We start from the raw sequence: 20,306 nt of genomic DNA, 5'->3' as shown, positions 1-20,306 counted from the left end.
GGCTGATTTTATAACAGATTGGTATGAATTGCAGTTTTTGCTAATACAAAGCGTAATAAAGGTTTTTTCTGAATAAAAAAGAGCACCGAAGTGCTCTTTATTTTGTTTGATTTTAGCTGTTAACTCTCAGGAATTGCAGTACGCCATGCTAACCATTTAGGGTTTGCTTCTTTATGTAGTAAGAAGTGTGTTCCTGCTTTAACTTGTGGTTCAAGTGGTTGCTTTTCGGGGGTTGCAAAGGCAATTCCGCCACGTAATAGGCTATCAAATGTACCTGCTTTTATGTTGGCACCTGTAATACCGATATCAACATTCACACCTGAGGTGTTCCAAAATACAGTGTTTTTTCGCACTAAATGGCGGTATTGCTTTTCAAGTTGGGCTTTTATGATAACACGGTCGGCTAAGTCACCGAGTGAAACGTTAACCACTTGTCCAACTTGAATATCACGGTAGAGCAATGGTGTACCTTCGCTAATTGAATCACGCTCTTCACTTTCTAATACTATCGTGACGCGGGAATCAAACAACTCTGCCGAACCAAGCTTAAAGGTATCAGCAAAATAGCCTTTCCCAGGTTGAACAGCAATGTAAGAGCTCAGCAACGAATCCAAGTTTTCACTACCACTTAAGCTGATCTTTGGTTTAACCACCCAAAAGTAGCTATCTGACTTTGCGATTTTTTGAGCGTATTTCGGATATAAACGGGCCTGTATTTTCACGTTGTTTGTATGAAAATCTGGTTCGATGTTAATGATTTTACCAATGGTTACGCCTTGGAACTTGATCTCAGTATTGTTAGAGACAGATCGTGCATCATCGGCTGTTAAAGTTATCAGCTGTCCAAAATGTTGCGCTGAACTTAAGCTTGGGTAAAGCTTGTATTTAGATCCGATACGGTTAGTCACTTGCTTCATGTTATCAAAAGCAATCCCGCCTTTGATAAGCGTGGATAGGGGATCGGTCACTAATTTAATACCATTTAATCCTGCTTCTACTTCGATACCTGAACGGTTCCAGAATACGGTGTGGTTAGTGATCAAATGACGGTATTTTTTCTCGATATTTAATTTAATGCTCACACCGTTATCTTTCAAAGCAAAGTCACTCACTTCACCTACTTGTAAGTTACGGTAAAGTACTGGACTACCTTCAGATACGGGGGGTAACTTTTCAGCAAATAAACTAATGCTGCTATAGCCTTTCAGTTTTTCATCCGCAAGATCGGCAAGACTTCGGTTTTTAAATAGGGTGTAGCTTTTGTTTATTTTTTTGCTACCGATAGAAGTGAAGCTAATCGCACTGCTGATTAATTGATCGGCTGGCGGAATAGAAACATCAATACCTTTGCTCGAAATGCTGGCATCGACACCACCATCAACGAAGAATCGACTACCACTTCTGATCAAATGGGTGTACTCAGGTTGAACTAAGACATCAAAGCTTACACGCTCACCGGTTAATTCAACGTTAGTGATTCGCCCGACATCTAATCCCTTAAAGCGTAATTTGGTGCCACGTTTAATACCAAAGCTTTTATCAGCATACAGTTTGAAGGTTGCTACACCGGGTTGTTGCTCTTCTAATGTGTCACGGGTAATAGCTGTAAATTGACGTGAAGTTTCGCCTTTACCCGGTATTAAACGTAAGAAATTGCCTCGTACCAGATTGCCGATATTTTTAACACCGTTTAGTGATACTTCAGCTTCTTCGAGTAATAAACGAGAGCCGCTATTTAAGTATTCACGCATGCTAGGTTCAATCGCAGCATGTGCGATAATTTTATTGGTTTTTTCATCAAGGCTTACATCGGTGATTTTACCGATCTGCAAACCCCGGTACATGATAGGTGAACCTGAATCGCTAATATCATTGTTATCTGGCAAGGTTATTGTGATAGCAATACCACGACCCGCTGTATTGATATCGGGGTAGAGTTTAAACTGGTGATTTGCTTCAATGGCTTTACCTTTATCTGGCGAATCAAATGCGATAGCACCCGCAATTAGTGCTGACAGGCTTTCAAACTGCACATCAACACCGTTGAAACCGATATCAGCACGCATGCCACTGACATTCCAGAAACGGCTTTTATTTGTAACGAGGTTGGCATACTTAGGTTTGATTAGTGCATCAATAATCACTTCTTTTTTGTTATCACTAAGGGTGTAATTGAACACCTCACCGACAGGGATCTTCTTATAGAAAATTTGCGAACCAATACTGATTGATCCAAGATTCGGTGCTTTTAATTGCAGCTTTAAACCATCTTCTAATGGGGTATCTGCTGGTTGGTTTTCTAATGCCGTAAATTTTGTTGCTTCAGGTCCATCACCAGGTAATAACGCAATATAGTTACCAGAAACAAGGGTATCTAGGCCTGAAATACCGGTTATTGAAGCTTTAGGTTTGACTAGCCAGAATCGGGTGTTTTTACGAAGAATATTTACCGCTTCAGGATAGATATCGGCAGTAACGTAAATACTCTTAAGATCTTTTGATAGGCTGATATCACGTACAATACCCACTTCAAGGCCTTGATAACGAATAGTCGTTCTTCCAGCGACTAAACCCACGGCATCGTTAAAGTGGATTTGAATACGTTCACCGGCTTCGTTAACTGATTTATACAGTAACCAACCAGCAAGTATTAATGCTAATAGCGGCAACAGCCACAGCGGTGATAACCCCCGATCACGGCGAATTCTCACCTTTTTGGGTTGTTCGTTATTTGGATCGTTGTTCATAATTGTCCCATATCAGGCGAGAATCTAAACTTTCTGCTGCTAACATTGTTAATACTACCACGACGGCAAAGGCAATTGCCCCAGGTCCCGGCGTGAAATCAAGAACTTGCCCACGGTCGATTAATGTGACCATGATGGCGATAACAAAAAGATCCATTACCGACCATTTACCTATCCAGTGTACGGCACGAAATAGTCGCATACGTAATAGGTGGTGTGTTTTTCGTTTGAACTGTACGGCTAAAAGGATATAAGCCAAACTTAGAATTTTCGCGACAGGGACAACAATACTGGCAATAAAGATGATTGCTGCGATACCTGTCATTCCCGTTCTGACGAGCTCAGCAACACCTGAAAAGATAGTATCTTCAATACGCTTACCGTTATTCATGAAAATTGAAATGGGATAAAGGTTAGCAGGCAAGATAAAAATACTTGCTGAAATTAAATATGCCCATGTTTTTTGAATAGAATGTGGAATACGATCGTGTAATGGACTATTACAGCGGCGGCAATGGGTCAGGTGTTCTTGCGTTAAATGACAGGTCGTACAAAGTGTGTCTAAGTCATCACTAATATGCTCATTTTCAGGTTGCCACGCATCCCAATAACGACGAACACTGATACGAGTCAGTAACACGAGAAATAATATCTGTAAGGTAATGAGACAGTACAGCCCAAGACCGATATTAATCTCTGCGACTTCTTGGACTTTAAAACAAGCAATGGCGAGACTAACTAAAAAAACATCGAGCATCACCCATTGCTTTAAATGGTGAAGAACCCATGTTGATGCTTTAAATAGAGTAAAGTGACGAAATTTAAGGGAAAATTGAGCGCTAAAAACCGCCCCTATGACTAATAGCGGGGCAATAACGCTACAAAATAAGATTAATGCGGCAACGCCAGGAAAATTTTCTGAAAGTGTGATGGCGCCAGATGGAAGTGTCGCAGGGATCATCTGTCCGAATAATCGTATTGTGATTAACGGTAAAGTAATGGTTGGAATAAAAAGGATTAAACCCGCTGCGGCAATCGCCAGTTCTGCATTAAATCTTGCTGTTCCCCCACGATATAAACGTGTTTGGCAACGGGGACAGTAAGCACTGTGTCCTTGTTGAGCCACCTCAGGGAGCACGAGTAAATTGCAACCGGGGCAGCGTCTGGCCGTTGACATAGTACGTTGTTTCCTTTGCAAAAGAGCGAGATATAAAAACGCTCACGAAATAAAAATTCACACGTTTGTAAAAACATAGTGAATGATAGCCCATGAGCGTCAAGGATGGGTACTATATTATTTTGTACCGATTCTTGCTACTGGAAGTTGTTGATCTGTTTGTTCAACATCATTATTAGGTGATTGAATTGAACCGTAAAGTGTTCGATATAACCCATGTTGGCTCACTAACTCAGTATGTGTACCTGATTGACTGACTAATCCATCTTCTAATACATAGATTAAATCAGCTTGTTTAACGGCAGATAAACGGTGGGCAACAATTAAGGTGGTTTTATCTTTTAAAAAACCATTCAGCGCTTTATGAAGTGCAGCTTCTGTTGAAGTATCTAACGCTGATGTTGCTTCATCTAAAATAACAAAGTCAGGGTTAGATAAGATCATACGGGCAATCGCTAAACGTTGACGCTGACCACCGGATAAACGAATACCTTGTCGACCAATTTCAGTGTCTAGGCCATGTGTTAACCGCTCTGTCATGTCTGTAAGTTGAGCAATGTCTAACGCATTCCAGAGTTCATCATCAGTATATTCACCACCTAATGTTAAGTTATGGCGTAATGTATCGTTGAATAAGACGGGCTGCTGGAGCACAACAGCCATACGTTCGCGAAGAGATTCATAACTGACCGCCTCAATCGGGTGACCATTAATAAAAATATCACCTGATTGCTTTTGGTAAATGCCAAGCAGTAATTGAATTAAGGTTGATTTACCGCCGCCTGATGCACCTACAAGAGCAACACGTTTTCCTGCAGGGATATCAATATTTAAACCTCGCAGCACTTGTTTATCGTTGTCATAAGAAAAACGGACATTTCTTACTTTAATATCCAGTGCTTCATTGTGATTAAAGGGATAAACGGTAGCGGTAGGGCGAACTTCTTCTTCTAAATCTAACAGCGTATTTAAACGCTGCATGGCCGCAGATGCACTATACCAAGAAAATTGAATCCCCAATAACTCTTGTACAGGCCCAAGCATGAACCATAAGTAACTAAAGACAGCCAGCATTTCACCGATAGATAAGCCACTGAAAAGCACCATTAACATTGCAGCGGCGCGAAATACTTCAAAACCCGCCAAGAATAATAAGAAAGAGATGCGTCCTGCCGCTTCTGATTGCCATGCAAACTTATCAGCACTGTGGCGTATATCATTTGCGTGCGATTTTAGTTGAGCTAAAAATTCACGCTCACGATTAGATGCGCGCAATTGGTATATGCCATCTAATACTTCGACTAAACGTTGTTGGAATTTTTCATAAGATTGATTTTCTTGACGCTTGAGGTTTTTAACGCGGTTACCCATCATTTTTGAAGCGTAAACAACAATAGGGTTAATGATGAGAATAAATAGCCCGAGTCGCCAATCTAACCATAATAAAACGCCAGCAGTACCAACGACGGTGAGCAAGCCGATAATAAAACGACTTAACGTATCTCCGACAAACTTATCGATAGTCTCAACATCAGTGACAAGATGCGAAGTAATGCCGCCACTTCCTTTTTCTTCATATTGGCGCATGCTAATACGCCCTAATTTATCCAATAAATGCTGACGTAAATTAAAGGTGATCTCTTTTGATACAAGCGTGAATTGGCGGCTTTGTAAAATGTTCAATGCTTGGCTTACGGTACGCATTAAGACAACTAAAAATAACACTAATAAGATATAGCCAGTAGGTGATTGCCATTGTTCGGGAAGAAGGTGGTTTAAATATTGGATCCCTTCAGCTGGCTTATGGAGTAATACTTCATCGACCATTAATGGCATAAGTAATGGAATTGGTACGCTAATCAAGGTGGCAATAACAGCAATAATATTCGCGGTGATAAGGCGGGGACGATGTTTTTTAGCTTGAATAAAAAGCCAAGACCAATTAATCATAGTGGGGAATGAATGCTTCACAGTGATAATGATTCCTATTATTGTTAAGTGTTTCCATTTTAACGATTATGTAAGGCGTATGCTATGGAAAATACAGGTTCTTTTTATAACCGTCTGACACTTCAAGCTTTAGCTATAGTTGAAGGTGAATCAGATCTCATTGCCAATCTCTCTAATATTAGTGCGTTGTTGAATATGGAGTTAGAGAACATAAATTGGGTTGGCTTTTATTTATTAAAAAATGATGAGCTCGTACTTGGTCCATTTCAAGGAAAACCTGCTTGTGTTCGTATTCCTGTCGGTAACGGGGTATGCGGTACGGCAGTAAAAGATAACAGAGTCATCCGTGTTGATGATGTTCATGCCTTTCCTGGGCACATTGCTTGTGACGCAGTTAGTCAATCTGAAATCGTTATCCCATTAAATATAGGGGAAAAATGTATAGGTGTACTGGATATTGATAGTCCAGATTTGTCAAGATTTGACCAAAATGATGAACAAGGTCTAGTTTCTTTGGTTACAGAGCTACAAAAAGTACTCTAATTTCATGCTTTCGGTGGTTTTTCCTTATTAGGTAATTATAATAGCCCCACTATTTCTTTTTGAACAAAGCACTAATAACGAGCAAATCTCGTTTATGTCAGGAAAGTCCATGGAAAACTCTGAAAAGTTAACGAACAGTAAAGAAGTTATTGCATATATTGCTGAGCGTTTCCCAAAATGTTTTACTATTGAGGGTGAAGCTAAACCACTTAAGATCGGTATTTTTCAAGATCTTGCTGAGCGCTTAAGTGATGATCCAAAAATCAGTAAGACTCAACTACGTACAGCATTACGTCAATACACATCTTCCTGGCGTTACCTTCACGGCGTTAAAGCTGGTGTAAGTCGTGTTGATCTTGATGGAAATGAGTGTGATGTACTTGAGCAAGAACACGTTGATCACGCACTTAAAGCCTTAGAAGAAAGCAAAGCAAAAGTACGTACTCGTCGTAAAGAGCAGGCTATCGCTAAAGCAGCTAAAGAAGGCGATGCGAAAAAAACTCGCGCAAAAACTGCTAAACCTAAGAACATTAAGCCAAAAACGGCTAAAGTTAATAAGAAGCCAGTTGAGACTACACCTGTACTAAAAGCTGACGAAGTTATTGTTGGTAAGAACGTACAAGTGAATATGGGCTCAGGTAACATGCCGGCAACTATTGTCGAAATTAACAAGGACGATGTGCGTGTTCGCTTAAATAACGGCTTAGTAATGGCTGTTAAAGCGGAGCACCTGCGTTCATAAAGGGAGAATGCGCGACGCATGAATTGTCGATTCCGTTTCTCACTGATTGCTGCCGGCATGATGCTGGCAGCTTCAGCGCAAGCCTTAGAGGCTAAATATTCATTAAGTGATTTGCCGCAACTTGCACCAGAGCAGCAGCACGCAACTGCGAGTAAGAGGGTAGCGTCACGCTTTACCCGCTCTCATTACAAGCATTTTTCACTTGATGATAAATTCTCTAGTCAGGTCTTCGATCGTTATATCGAAATGCTCGACTATAATAAAAGCTTTCTAACTGCTTCTGATGTAAAGCAATTTGAACGCTGGCGAAATCAGTTTGATGATCAATTGAAATCTGGTGATACATCGGGTGCATTTGATATTTTTAATAAAGTCCTTCAACGTCGTTTTGACCGTTATCAGTTTGCGATCTCGCAATTAGATACAGAGATTAAATTCGATAAAGATGAAGACTTTGTTATTGATCGCTCTGAACTTGAGTGGCCAGAAAATCAAGCTGAGTTAAATGAAATTTGGCGTAAGCGTGTGAAATACGATGCGTTGAATTTAAAGCTGGCAGGTAAAAACTGGAAAGAAATACAAGAAACACTAGGTAAACGTTATAACAACGCCGTTAAACGTTTAACGCAAACCCATAGTGAAGATGTATTCCAGTTATACATGAATGCTTTCTCGCGTGAAGTTGATCCTCACACTAGTTATCTATCTCCTCGAAATGCTGAGCAGTTCCAATCAGAAATGAACCTTTCTTTAGAAGGGATTGGAGCAGTGCTGCAAGTGAAAGATGATTATACGACGATTCAATCCCTTGTTGCTGGTGGACCTGCTGCGAGCTCTAAAAAGCTGGCTGCGGGTGACCGTATCATTGGTGTTGGTCAAGATGGCGAAAAAATTGTAGATATTATTGGCTGGCGTTTAGATGATGTTGTCCAATTAATCAAAGGTCCGAAAGGCAGTAAAGTGATTCTTGATGTTTTACCAGAAGGTAAGAACAGCAAGAGTTACACTGTCACTATTGTTCGAGACAAAATTCGTCTAGAAGATCATGCCGTTAAATCGGAAGTGAAAACTGTTGAAGGCAAGAAAATTGGTGTGATTAAAGTACCAAGTTTCTATGTCGGTTTATCTGAAGATACCAAGAAAGAATTGGTTAAGCTTAACGAGCAGAAAGTTGATGGTGTCGTTATTGATCTTCGTAACAATGGCGGTGGTGCATTAACTGAAGCGACAGCATTAAGTGGTTTATTTATTTCAAGCGGGCCTGTTGTTCAAGTTCGTGATAGTTATGGTCGCGTAAAAGTAAACAGTGATTCAGATAATCAAGTTTTCTTTAATGGACCGTTAACTGTTTTAATTAACCGTTATAGTGCATCGGCATCTGAAATATTTGCTGCGGCAATGCAAGATTATGGTCGAGCAGTGGTTCTTGGTGAACAATCATTTGGTAAAGGTACTGTGCAGCAGCACCGTTCTTTAAACCAATTATATGATTTATTCGATAAGCCACTGGGTCATGTACAATATACAATTCAAAAGTTCTACCGTATTAATGGCGGTAGTACTCAGAATTTAGGTGTTGTTCCTGATATCTCTTTCCCAACAGCAATTGATCCGTCTGAAACTGGTGAAAGTGTAGAAGATAATGCATTACCGTGGGATAGTATTAAACCGGCTAAATATCAACAACTTCATAATTATTCGTCAATTCTTCCTAAGTTAAATGAAGAACACCTTGCACGAATTAAGAATGATATGGAGTTTGGTTTCATTAATGAAGATATCAAAACCTATAAAAAGGAAAAAGATATCAATAGAATTTCATTAAATGAAAAAATGCGTTTAGCTGAGCAAGATAAACAAGATGCTGATCGATTGGTACGTTTAAATAAGCGTCAAAAAGTACTCGGTAAAAAACCGTTTGCTGATTTAGATGCAGTACCAAAAGATTATGAAGCACCTGATGCATATTTGGATGAAGCCATTGGTATTACCGCTGACTTAACCAAGATAAAATCATCGTAATTTTCTGATAGTATCCAGCAACACACAAATAAGCGCTCCTTCATGGGGCGCTTTTTTATTTCTCTTTGTTACTGTAATAATCTCATAAATAAGACTTGTCGCATATTTAAATGTGATCTGTCGCATATTTTTCATCGCAAAATAGCTTTACCAACTAGTTTTAAAGTACACGCACTTTGTTCTAGTAACAGGGGAAGCCTATGAAAAAACTATTCTTTATTACCGTGTTATTCTTCTTTAGCGCATTTAGCCGCCCAATCATTGCCGACGATATTACGGAGTTTGACTATCCATTTTTATTAGGTAATTGGTATTGGTTTAGCTCAACAGAAGCCGGTGTAGAAAGTGAAGGTGAAAGTTATCGTGCAATGCATGTGATGTTTAAATCTGACTATGTATTTGCAATGCGTTTACTTCGTATTGATGGAAAAATAGAACAATGGTCAGGTGAGTATGATATTGACGAAACCAATATTACTTTTGTCACCGAAGGCGAAGAAGATCAAATGCATACTTATATGCTTAGTTATAATCAGTTCGTGTTAGATGGTGCAAGATTTACTAAGTTAGCCCCTGAAAATCTACCAGGTAATTGGAAAACTTCAATGATATCAGGTTCTGATGTTGACCACAGTATTTCTGAACTTTCACTCACGTTACGCCCTGATTTTTTATTCTCTGCTGAAGTTTCAAATGATCAAGGAAAATCAAAAGAGCATCGTGGTATTTATTATATTGAAGATAACCAACTGGTTTTATTATATGAAGATGGGCAACACGATTCTGAATTTGAATTAAGTAGCAATGACACGCTAACGTTAACGAATACTCATTTTGGAATGGAAGCGATATTACAACGAGAATAATTTTTATTAATGTAGCGACAATGCTAGTGGTGAAAGGGAAGGTCATTCCATAACTTTTATAATATCAACAAATATAGCATTGGTTATGATGTGCAGACAAAAAGGCGAACAAGATAACTTGTTCGCCTCTCTAATTTGAAAATATATGAAGTTTTATTCGTTAGCGAGATTAAATGCAGTACGAAGCTGATCTAAATAGTCTTCATCCCGACAGATGCTCTTACCGGGTTCGTCTGAAATTTTTGCTACAGGGCGACCTTCGCATTCAGTTAGTTTCAACACAACATTCAATGTTTTTACATTTGGTAAATCACAGGTTAGCTGTGTGCCAATGCCAAAACTTACGTTTATTTGGTGGTTGAAATGCTTAAAGATGTTCAGTGCTTTATCAAGTGTAAGGCTATCAGAAAAAACCAGTGATTTTGTTTTTGGGTCAATGCCTAATGATTTGTAATGTGCAATGGCTTTTTCACCCCAAGAAATAGGATCACCACTATCATGGCGTAAACCAATGAAACGTTCAGATAAACGTTTATCAAAGTCACGTAAGAAAGCATCCATATTGATACAGTCGGTGAGCGCAATACCTAAATCGTTAGGGTATTCTTGTAGCCAACGATTTAATGCTAATTGTTGAGAATCAGCAAGCTCACCGGCTAATTGCTGATGGCCTTGGAACCATTCGTGAGCTTGAGTTCCAACCGGTCTTAAATTACGAGTATATGCAAGATAGTAGTTCGAAGTACCTTTGAACTCTGGCATGTTTTCTTTTAAGTAATCAACAACTTTATGATGAACGGCTTTAGAAAAACGGCGGCGAGTGCCAAAATCTACCAGCGAAAATTCACTTAAATCTGTATCTTGTGCATTGTGGTAGAAGCGTGAAATTTTTTCTTGTAATTGTTTAATGGCATCTTCGGGCGTAGCATTTGGATATAAGTGTGCACAGCGCACTTCACAAATAATTGCGAGAAGAGGAACTTCCCATAAGATCACATCCAACCATTTACCACGAATGATAATAGATAGCTGTTCACCAGAATCATCAACACAAACATCATCTGCATTTAGTTGAAAATTTCGTAAATACTTAAGATAGTCAGCACTGAAAAAAGTTAATGTTGATAGATAATTGATTTCATCGTCAGCAAAAGAGAGCGCTGCGATGTTTGCGATTTGATCTCTGATCTCTTGAGAGTACGGGCGCAGATCTTCGTCGCTTCGGCAGTGGAATTCAGCCACTGCTTCAACGTCTGGGTATTGATGAAAAATTGCCTGTTGCATATGCAATTTATACGCATCAGTATCAAGCAGGGAGTTGATAACCCCAATATTGTGTTGGTTATTATTCATATCTGGCTGTAGATACTTATTAGAAGTGATAATAAATCTATCTGTAACGTGATTTTATTATTATTCAATGGGTTATATTATTGAAGATAAATAAAAAATAGAATTTATTAATGCCTTAGGTTACGACTGATTGTGAACTAAGATGTGATGTTCGTCAAGTATAACCATTCTCATTAGGCTTTATAGGCTCATGAAGTTTACTTACTAAATATATAGCTTACGCATTATTTATGAGTTTTTAATTCTCTTATCGTTACGAGCAATATATAAACTATAGCTTGACGGGGAGTTTATTCATTAATACTGAGTGTTTTAAAAGTTTTCTAGTGTTTGGCAGTTAACTACTCATACTTTTCTGGGATAAATAATAATTATTAATAGTGAGTAAAACAGTATTTCTTTATTTAAAAATTGTACTTTACATAGAACAATTGATTAATTTATATCCAGAAAAGGCTGAGGTTAGATATGTCGATTGAAATTTGATTTATTTTTAATCGTTTAATTGCGAAAACTAAGAAATTGACCGTTAAAGATAAAACTATCGGATATATTTGATATTAATTCTTGTTTGAACGTTATAGTATCAAACTATGAAAATTGTTTGTCGTTCTATTAACACCTGTCTATTGATGCAAGGTTTGGTAGAGCCTTTATAAAAGGAAATATAATAATGACAGAGCAGGCATTTTTACAACCTACTGCTAAATATCGTTCCGATTATCGTCAACCGGATTACACTATTACAGATATCGATTTAACGTTTGACCTTTTTGACACCAATACAACGGTGATAGCGCAAAGCAAGGTTATCCGTATTAGTGATAACGATGATGCCCAACTTGTACTTGATGGTGATGAACTTGCCATTGTGAGTATTTCTGTCAATGGCAAAACATGGACGTCATATATTCAAGAAGGCTGCCACTTAACTTTATCAGATCTGCCTGCTCAATTTGATTTAACGATCGTTACAACCGTTAATCCTGAAGCAAATACTGCATTAGAAGGGCTGTATAAGTCGGGGGGTGGTTTCTGTACTCAATGTGAAGCAGAAGGTTTCCGTCGGATTACTTATTATCTTGATCGTCCAGATGTACTGGCTCGTTTCACAACTAAGATCATTGCGGATAAAGCAGCATTCCCATATTTACTTAGTAATGGTAACCGTATTGCTGAAGGTGACTTAGACAATGGTCGTCACTGGGTACAATGGCAAGACCCATTCCCAAAACCGTCATACCTCTTTGCTTTAGTGGCAGGTGACTTTGACGTTTTACGTGATAACTACACCACAATGAGTGGTCGTAACGTAGAGCTCGAAATCTTCGTTGATAAAGGCAATCTTGATCGCGCAGATTACGCCATGACTTCATTGAAAAACTCAATGAAGTGGGATGAAGAGCGTTTTGGTCTTGAATATGATTTAGATATCTACATGATTGTGGCGGTTGATTTCTTCAACATGGGCGCCATGGAAAACAAAGGCTTGAATGTCTTTAACTCTAAATTCGTTCTCGCAAACCCTAAAACAGCAACGGATACTGATTACCAAGGTATTGAAGCTGTGATCGGTCATGAATATTTCCATAACTGGACAGGTAACCGCGTTACTTGTCGTGATTGGTTCCAATTAAGCTTAAAAGAAGGTTTAACTGTATTCCGTGATCAAGAATTCTCATCAGATCTTGGCTCTCGTCCAGTAAATCGCATTGCCAATGTTCGTATTGTACGTGGTCCACAGTTTGCTGAAGATCGTGGCCCAATGTCGCACCCAATTCGTCCAGAAAAAGTGATTGAGATGAATAACTTCTATACATTAACAGTGTATGAAAAGGGTAGCGAAGTGATCCGTATGATGCATACCTTGCTAGGTGAAGCAAATTTCCAAGCAGGTATGAAGCTGTACTTTGATCGCCATGACGGAACAGCTGCAACTTGTGATGATTTTGTTCAAGCAATGGAAGATGCATCAGGTATTGATCTGTCTCGCTTCCGTCGTTGGTATAGTCAAGCAGGAACGCCAGTTGTTACAGTTGATACGTCATATGATGCAGATACTAAGTGTTACAACGTCACTATAAAGCAGCACACAGCCCCAACAGCAGGGCAAGAAGAAAAGCTACCACTTCACATTCCGTTTGATATCGAACTATATGATAGCAAAGGTGAGGTTATTGCACTTCAATCAAATGGTATACCTGTTCACAACGTGTTAGATGTAAAAGAAGCAGAGCAAACTTTCGTATTTGAGAATGTTGCGGAACAGCCTGTGATGTCGATGCTGCGTGAATTCTCTGCACCTGTGATCTTAAAATATGATTACTCAGATCAAGAGTTGATCTTCTTGATGATCCACGCGCGTAACGAGTTTGCACGCTGGGATGCTGGCCAAATGCTATTGGCGAAATACATTCGTAACAATGTGGCAGCTGTTCAAGCTGGTGAGTCAATTCAATTACCTGAAGCGGTTATTGATGCTTTCCGTGGCGCATTATTGGATGAAAATCTTGATCCTGCATTTATTGCTGAAATGCTAACACTGCCAAGCGAGAATGAAATCGCAGGCTGGTACAAGCAAGTTGATGTTGATGCAATCAATAAGGTTGTTGGTGCGTTAACTCAAATTTTAGCGACAGAAATGGAAGATGAATTACTCGCGATTTATCGTAGCTTAGCGCAAGGCGAATACAGTCTTGATCATGATGCTATGGCTAAACGCGCATTGCGTAACAAGTGTTTATCTTATCTAGCACATACAGCGCTAGGTAATGATTTAGTGATTGCACAATATGCAGCTGCTGACAACATGACTGATACGATGGCTGCTATGTCTGCTGCAAATAATGCGCAATTAGCTTGTCGCGCAGTACAAATGTCAGACTTTAGTGATAAGTGGACTCACGATGGCTTGGTTATGGATAAGTGGTTCATGCTACAAGGCACTAATCCTGCTGATAATGCGTTAGAAAATGTGCGTAATACTATGAGTCACGCAGCGTTTAGCTTGAAAAACCCTAACCGCACGCGCAGTTTAGTGGCGAGTTTCTGTGCCAATAACCCAGTGCATTTCCATGCGAAAGATGGTTCTGGTTATGCGTTCTTAACTGAAATTCTAACGGCATTAAATACCAGTAATCCACAAGTAGCTTCACGATTAATTGAACCGTTCTTAAAGTATCGCCAATACGATGAAACACGTCAGCAATTAATGCGTAGCGAGCTTGAGAAGTTAGCGGCATTAGATAACTTAGCAAAAGATCTGTTTGAGAAAGTGCATAAAGCGCTTGAACAATAAATCATAATTCGCTAAATAATAGAGCCAAGTACCTTATTACTAAACACTTTCTATGAGGGAGTGTGTAATGGGGACTTGGCTTTTTCTATATTGGGCTATTGAACGAATAACGAGATAAAAGGGATTATGCGAAGCTTTACTTTTCGAGTAAATATTAGTTATCAAGTTTTCTTACAACACTATTCTGGTGCAGCAAGTAGTGCTGTTGTGGTGACAGAGAATGGATTAAAACTTCAATTGCCCGCTGTGCGTTTACGTCCGTATTTAACGCAAATGGGTGTACGAGGGCGTTTTCAAGTTGCTGTCGATGATAATAATAAACTGACTACATTAACTAAATTGTCTGATTAGTGTTTACATCTCTTATCATAGCTAAATTGTTATCATGTATTTTATTTGAAACTCGGACAGAAAATTGCATACCTATACTTACCTAAGGTAGTAAAAGTTATGGGATTTTCTTATGAATGCACCAGACAATGTGGTTCCTGTATTACTTGAAAAAGTATATGGCTTAATAAAATCCAAAGTTGATAACACCCAGCAACCTTTAGTTGATGTGTTTGCTAAAAGCCTATTAAATCAATTGGCTGAAGATGATTTATTACAACGTAACGAATCTGATTTATATGGTGCTGTGCTGAGCCTATGGCATCATCTGGTTAAAAATAATCCGCAACAAATATCCGTTCGTGTGTATAACCCCACATTAAGTCGCCATGGCTGGAAATCTACCCACACCGTGGTTGAGATTGTTATGCCAGATAAACCCTTTTTGGTTGATTCTGTACGTATGACGTTAAATCGATTAGATATTACTAGCCATTTAATGCTGAATGGTCCTTATTATTTTGAGCGCGACAAAAAAAATAACATCGTTAAGGCGTGCGGTGATAAGGGGGATCTACAGACACTTTTTCATATTGAAGTAGATCGTCTTACAAAAAATGATCAAATGGCGATATTGCGAGATGAACTTGAAGCGGTGCTTAAAGACATTGAATTAGTGGTGAATGATTGGCAATGGATGCAAGATAAAATGCATCAAATTATCAAAGGGCTAAGAACAGAAAAATTACCTGTTGAAAATCAATACTGCGAGGAAGCGATTGAATTTCTTGATTGGGTTGCCAATCATAATTTTACCTTTATGGGTTATCACTGTTACGACCTAAAGCCGATAAAAGGTGATTATCAATTGAGACCAACGCAAGAGGCCGGGCTTGGTCTACTTAAAAAGCCGCGCCATGCACGACCACTTAATTTATCCAGTTTACCTGAATCAGCGCGTATTGAAGCGCAAAAGCCCGATCTGCTTATTCTCACCAAAAGTAATGCTAAATCTCGTATTCATCGCCCCGCTTACATTGATTATATCGGTATTAAACGATTTGACAGTAAAGGTAATGTTATTGGTGAACATCGCTTTATTGGTCTATATGCGTCAACGGCTTACCATCAAACAGCAATGAACATTCCATTGATCCGTAATCGGGTAAAACGAATACTCAACGCCAGTGGGTATTCGGAAGGCTCTCATTCTTGGAAAGCGCTCAATAATGTATTAGAAACTTATCCCAGAGATGAACTTATTCAAGCAAAAGAAGAGGAAATGCTTGAGGTGGGAGTAGGCGTAGTACGAATGCAAGATCGTGACATGCTGCGATTGTTTGTAAGGCGGGATCCTTTTGGGCGTTTTTTTTCCTGCATGGTCTATGTTGCCAAAGAGCGTTATGACACGGAGCTTAGGCGTAAGATCCAAAGTGTTTTAAAAGACTATCTTGGTTCATCACAAACTGTTGAGTTCACAACCTTTTTTTCTGTGAGTCCATTAGCTCGTACGCACTACATCGTTAGGGTAAAGAACAATAATTTCGATGTGGATGTTAAATCGATAGAGCATAATTTAGTTGTCGCTGTTGCCTCGTGGGAAGATCGTTTAACCCAGTCATTAGTGGCTAACTTTGGCGAAAGCAAAGGGATCCCAATTGCCAAAAATTATGCGCGTGCTTTTCCTCGATCTTATAAAGAGCAAATGCTACCAGGCTCTGCAGTAGCAGATGTTTTACAGCTAGAAGGGCTGAATGAAGATAATAAATTAGGCATGTTATTTTATCGTCCACAAGAGGAATCCGCCGACTCATCGATTGTAAAATTGAAGCTTTTTCACCGTAATGAACCGATTCATTTATCTGATGTTATGCCAATGCTTGAAAATCTAGGTTTGCGGGTCATTGGTGAATCACCATATCAAGTGATCACTGCGGATGGTGTCGTTAATTGGATCTTAGATTTTGCGATGTTACATCATGTTAGAAATGGATTTGACCTATCAGAAGCAAGAGATCGTTTTCAAAATGCTTTTTCTGATATTTGGCATGGAGAGCTTGAAAGTGATGGTTTTAACCGTTTAGTGCTGCGTTCTGGTTTGTCTGGTAGAGAAATTACCATATTGCGCAGTTATGCTCGTTATATGCGACAAGTTGGCTTTCCATTTAGCCAGCAGTATATAGAAGAGACATTGTCTAATCATTGTCAGCTAGCTTGTTATTTGGTGTCGTTGTTTAAATTACGCTTTGATCCCAAAGCGAAATATAGTGAGAAAGCAGAACAGTTATTGATCAAAAAGATCGTAGAGCGATTAGAGAATGTCGAGAGTTTAGATGACGACAGGATCATTCGTCGTTATATGGATATGATCTTAGCAACCCTCAGAACGAACTTTTATCAAAAAACAGATACCGGTAAGCCAAAAGCATGGCTATCACTCAAACTCAATCCATCATCTATCCCTGAAATTCCAGCTCCAATTCCTCGTTACGAGATATTTGTTTATGCCCCCGATGTGGAAGGTGTCCATTTGCGCGGGGGAAAAGTTGCGCGTGGTGGCTTACGTTGGTCAGACAGGCAAGAAGATTACCGCACAGAAATATTAGGACTAGTCAAAGCACAACAGGTTAAAAATACGGTAATTGTGCCTGTTGGTGCGAAAGGTGGCTTTATTTGCAAACGGCAGCCTCAATTAACAACACGTGAAGAGATAGCTGCAGAGGGATTACATTGTTATCAACGTTTTATCTGTGGGCTGCTTGATGTAACAGACAATATCTTAGAGGGTAAACGGTATCCACCAGCAAATGTCGTTTGTCATGATGAAGATGATCCTTATTTAGTGGTTGCGGCGGATAAAGGCACGGCAACATTTTCAGATATCGCCAATTCATTGGCTGCTGATTATGATTTTTGGCTAGGTGATGCTTTTGCTTCTGGCGGATCTAATGGTTATGACCATAAACAAATGGGAATAACAGCGAAAGGGGCTTGGGAGTCAGTTAAGCGGCATTTTAGAGAGATAGGTATAGATTGCCAAACAACAGATTTTAGCTGTGTCGGCATTGGTGATATGGCGGGTGATGTGTTTGGTAACGGGATGTTGTTATCAAAACATATTCGTTTATTAGCGGCCTTTAATCATCAGCATATCTTTATTGATCCAGATCCGGATCCTGCCGCAAGTTGGTTAGAACGCAAACGTCTTTTTGAACTTAAACGATCGAGTTGGGAAGATTATGATCGTGAAGTTTTATCTGAAGGTGGGGCGATATTTTCACGTAAAAGTAAAGCGATTAAGCTTGTACCTATTGTGCAAACTTTACTGCAAACGCGTAAGCAAAGTTGCACACCTAATGAGTTGATACATCTTATATTACAAATGCAGGTCGATTTATTGTGGAATGGTGGTATAGGAACATACATAAAATCGACTAAAGAGACTCACACCGATGTTGGTGATCGCACCAATGATGCTGTTAGGGTTAATGGTTCTCAACTTGCAGCAAAAATTGTAGGTGAAGGGGGAAACTTAGGCTTAACCCAGTTAGGTCGAGTTGAATTTGCGAAAGCTGGTGGTCGAGTGAATACCGATTTTATCGATAATGTTGGTGGGGTTGATTGCTCAGATAATGAAGTGAACATCAAAATTTTACTCAATAGCCTAGTGACCGCTGATGAGCTGACATTTAAACAGCGTAATAGTATTTTAGAAAAGATGGAAGATGAGGTTGCTGACATTGTATTAGATGATGCCTATCGCCAAAGTGAATCTATTTCAGTAACAGAGCAACAGCAAGTACAACTATTAAAGGAACAAACGCGGTTTATTCATTTACTGGAACGACAGGGCAAATTGGATCGAAGCCTGGAATGTTTACCTGATGATGAAACATTAGTAGAGCGTGAAAAGGCAGGGATTGGCTTAACACGACCAGAAATTGCTGTGCTGGTGGCTTACGGTAAAATGGTGTTAAAAGAAAAACTCGTTAATCACGATATAGCCAGTGATCCTTATCATTCCCGTCTTTTACCTGCTTACTTCCCTCAATTTTTACAAGATAACTACAGATCACAAATGGAAAACCATCCATTACGACGTGAATTAATCGCAACATCATTAGCTAATTTGATGTCGAATGAAATGGGATGCAATTTTGTCACTCGGCTGCAAGAAGAAACGGGGGCAACGATAAATGAAATTTCAGCCTCTTACTCAATAGGGCGTGAGATCTTTAAGTTTGACCAGATTTTTAGTGAAATTAGAGCATTAGATAATCAAGTTTCAGCACAAACGCAATATGACATGCTTTATCGTTCAAGGCGTATGTTGCGTCGGGTCACACGATGGTTCCTACGCAATAGAGAGCACAAGTTAGGTATAGAACAACAAATAGTGTTCTATCAACCCTTTGTTGAGCAGTTACGAAATGAATTAGATAGTTACCTTGTAACTGAAGAAGTGGTAGAGCATGAAGAGCAAGCGAATGAAATGATCCGCAAAGGGGTACCTGAGCGGTTGGCCAAAAACATTTCACGCTTAACCAGTTTATATTCAGCCATGGATATAGCGCAAATTGCAAAAGAAATGGACGTTAACATATCGCATATTGCAAGAGTGTACTTTGTACTAGGAGCGCAACTATCACTTCATTGGTTCTTAAAGCAAATTCAAAACCAAGCTGTTGAGAATAATTGGCAAGCATTAGCAAGAGCTTCATTTCGTGAAGATCTAGATTGGCAACAAAGACAATTAACAACAGCGGTTATAATGACAAGTACTGCTAAGCCAGAAGAAAGTATATCACTATGGATGGAACAACATAAAAAAGCGGTTGATCGATGGGAGAGTGTACTGGCTGAATTTAAAGTCGGTAATGCGCATGAGTTTGCAAAGTTCTCTGTCGCTTTACGTGAATTAACCATTCTAAATCTCAACTCAAGGCCGATACAGTAGTCAGTGTACTTTATAGTCACCGCCTAATAAGATGGTATAAGCTACGGTGTAACATATATGGTGACAATGTAACTTTTTTACGATGTTATTATGTTACATTGTCACTATTTAAGTATTAACAATAAGGTTATAAAAATAATACGTTACTTTTTTCAGAGCAAAAAAGAAAACGATTGCTTTTATGTGTAATAATTTGTGAAACTACGAAACTATAACTTATTGTTAAACAAAGGTTTAATTTCTAAGTTACTGTTTTATTAACAATAATCAAAAAAATAACGATTGAAGTTAACAGAATAACTGTGAATAATACCATCCCGT

11 protein-coding genes are annotated in these 20,306 nt (G+C 39.1%); 7 read left to right on the top strand and 4 right to left on the bottom strand.

Going from position 1 to position 20,306, the window contains the following annotated elements:
* Positions 1 to 119: 119 nt before the first annotated feature.
* From C9J45_RS06740 to C9J45_RS06730, 3 genes are all read right to left on the bottom strand, one after another.
* Positions 120 to 2,747 (bottom strand): MlaD family protein, encoded by a 2,628-nt coding sequence (locus C9J45_RS06740; RefSeq protein WP_107292333.1) that lies wholly within the window; start codon positions 2,745 to 2,747, stop codon positions 120 to 122.
* A complete protein-coding gene (locus C9J45_RS06735) occupies positions 2,728 to 3,924 on the bottom strand; it encodes a paraquat-inducible protein A (protein WP_107208137.1) in 1,197 nt (398 codons plus the stop codon). The genes C9J45_RS06740 and C9J45_RS06735 overlap by 20 nt, the downstream gene beginning before the upstream one ends.
* Before the next feature lie 117 nt (positions 3,925 to 4,041).
* Positions 4,042 to 5,874, bottom strand: coding sequence for an ABC transporter ATP-binding protein (locus C9J45_RS06730; protein ID WP_107208138.1), 1,833 nt, complete (start codon positions 5,872 to 5,874; stop codon positions 4,042 to 4,044).
* An 84-nt stretch (positions 5,875 to 5,958) separates the two neighbouring features.
* On the opposite strand from C9J45_RS06730, the gene C9J45_RS06725 reads away from it, so the two are divergent.
* The 4 genes from C9J45_RS06725 (at position 5,959) to C9J45_RS06710 (ending at position 10,047) form a co-directional block, all read left to right on the top strand.
* The gene (locus C9J45_RS06725) at positions 5,959 to 6,417 is read left to right on the top strand and encodes a GAF domain-containing protein (RefSeq protein ID WP_107208139.1); all 459 of its coding nucleotides are present in this window, start codon (positions 5,959 to 5,961) and stop codon (positions 6,415 to 6,417) included.
* Positions 6,418 to 6,526: 109 nt separating this feature from the next.
* Positions 6,527 to 7,159 (top strand): RNA chaperone ProQ, encoded by a 633-nt coding sequence (proQ, locus tag C9J45_RS06720; protein WP_107208140.1) that lies wholly within the window; start codon positions 6,527 to 6,529, stop codon positions 7,157 to 7,159.
* A gap of 18 nt (positions 7,160 to 7,177) precedes the next feature.
* Entirely contained in the window at positions 7,178 to 9,181 is a 2,004-nt protein-coding gene (gene prc, locus C9J45_RS06715) for a carboxy terminal-processing peptidase (protein WP_107292332.1), read from the top strand.
* 200 nt (positions 9,182 to 9,381) lie between these two features.
* Entirely contained in the window at positions 9,382 to 10,047 is a 666-nt protein-coding gene (locus tag C9J45_RS06710) for a lipocalin family protein (protein WP_107208142.1), read from the top strand.
* Between the two features lie 153 nt (positions 10,048 to 10,200).
* On the opposite strand, the gene pncB is transcribed toward C9J45_RS06710, so the two are convergent.
* Entirely contained in the window at positions 10,201 to 11,400 is a 1,200-nt protein-coding gene (gene pncB / locus C9J45_RS06705; protein ID WP_107292331.1) for a nicotinate phosphoribosyltransferase, read from the bottom strand.
* A 673-nt stretch (positions 11,401 to 12,073) separates the two neighbouring features.
* Here pncB and pepN point away from each other — a divergent pair.
* From pepN to C9J45_RS06690, 3 genes are all read left to right on the top strand, one after another.
* Positions 12,074 to 14,698, top strand: coding sequence for an aminopeptidase N (pepN, locus tag C9J45_RS06700; RefSeq protein WP_107292330.1), 2,625 nt, complete (start codon positions 12,074 to 12,076; stop codon positions 14,696 to 14,698).
* A 126-nt stretch (positions 14,699 to 14,824) separates the two neighbouring features.
* Positions 14,825 to 15,049, top strand: coding sequence for a DUF2835 domain-containing protein (locus C9J45_RS06695; RefSeq protein ID WP_006645627.1), 225 nt, complete (start codon positions 14,825 to 14,827; stop codon positions 15,047 to 15,049).
* Positions 15,050 to 15,161: 112 nt separating this feature from the next.
* On the top strand, positions 15,162 to 19,985 hold the full coding sequence (locus tag C9J45_RS06690) for an NAD-glutamate dehydrogenase (RefSeq protein ID WP_107246661.1): 4,824 nt from the start codon (positions 15,162 to 15,164) through the stop codon (positions 19,983 to 19,985).
* The last annotated feature ends 321 nt before the right edge of the window (positions 19,986 to 20,306 follow it).

The organism is Photobacterium sp. GB-1, from assembly GCF_003026165.1.
Classification (GTDB): Bacteria; Pseudomonadota; Gammaproteobacteria; order Enterobacterales; family Vibrionaceae; genus Photobacterium.
Note: the sequence above shows the minus strand (reverse complement) of the source record. Positions and strands in the feature narration are given on the sequence as shown.

Bases quoted from the DNA above. Each gene is read 5' to 3' on its own strand.
- C9J45_RS06730 (WP_107208138.1), bottom strand. From the start codon at position 5,874: ATGATTAATTGGTCTTGGCTTTTTATTCAAGCTAAAAAACATCGTCCC.
- pncB (WP_107292331.1), bottom strand. From the start codon at position 11,400: ATGAATAATAACCAACACAATATTGGGGTTATCAACTCCCTGCTTGAT.
- proQ (WP_107208140.1), top strand. From the start codon at position 6,527: ATGGAAAACTCTGAAAAGTTAACGAACAGTAAAGAAGTTATTGCATAT.
- pepN (WP_107292330.1), top strand. From the start codon at position 12,074: ATGACAGAGCAGGCATTTTTACAACCTACTGCTAAATATCGTTCCGAT.
- C9J45_RS06710 (WP_107208142.1), top strand. From the start codon at position 9,382: ATGAAAAAACTATTCTTTATTACCGTGTTATTCTTCTTTAGCGCATTT.
- C9J45_RS06740 (WP_107292333.1), bottom strand. From the start codon at position 2,747: ATGAACAACGATCCAAATAACGAACAACCCAAAAAGGTGAGAATTCGC.
- prc (WP_107292332.1), top strand. From the start codon at position 7,178: ATGAATTGTCGATTCCGTTTCTCACTGATTGCTGCCGGCATGATGCTG.
- C9J45_RS06725 (WP_107208139.1), top strand. From the start codon at position 5,959: ATGGAAAATACAGGTTCTTTTTATAACCGTCTGACACTTCAAGCTTTA.
- C9J45_RS06735 (WP_107208137.1), bottom strand. From the start codon at position 3,924: ATGTCAACGGCCAGACGCTGCCCCGGTTGCAATTTACTCGTGCTCCCT.
- C9J45_RS06690 (WP_107246661.1), top strand. From the start codon at position 15,162: ATGAATGCACCAGACAATGTGGTTCCTGTATTACTTGAAAAAGTATAT.
- C9J45_RS06695 (WP_006645627.1), top strand. From the start codon at position 14,825: ATGCGAAGCTTTACTTTTCGAGTAAATATTAGTTATCAAGTTTTCTTA.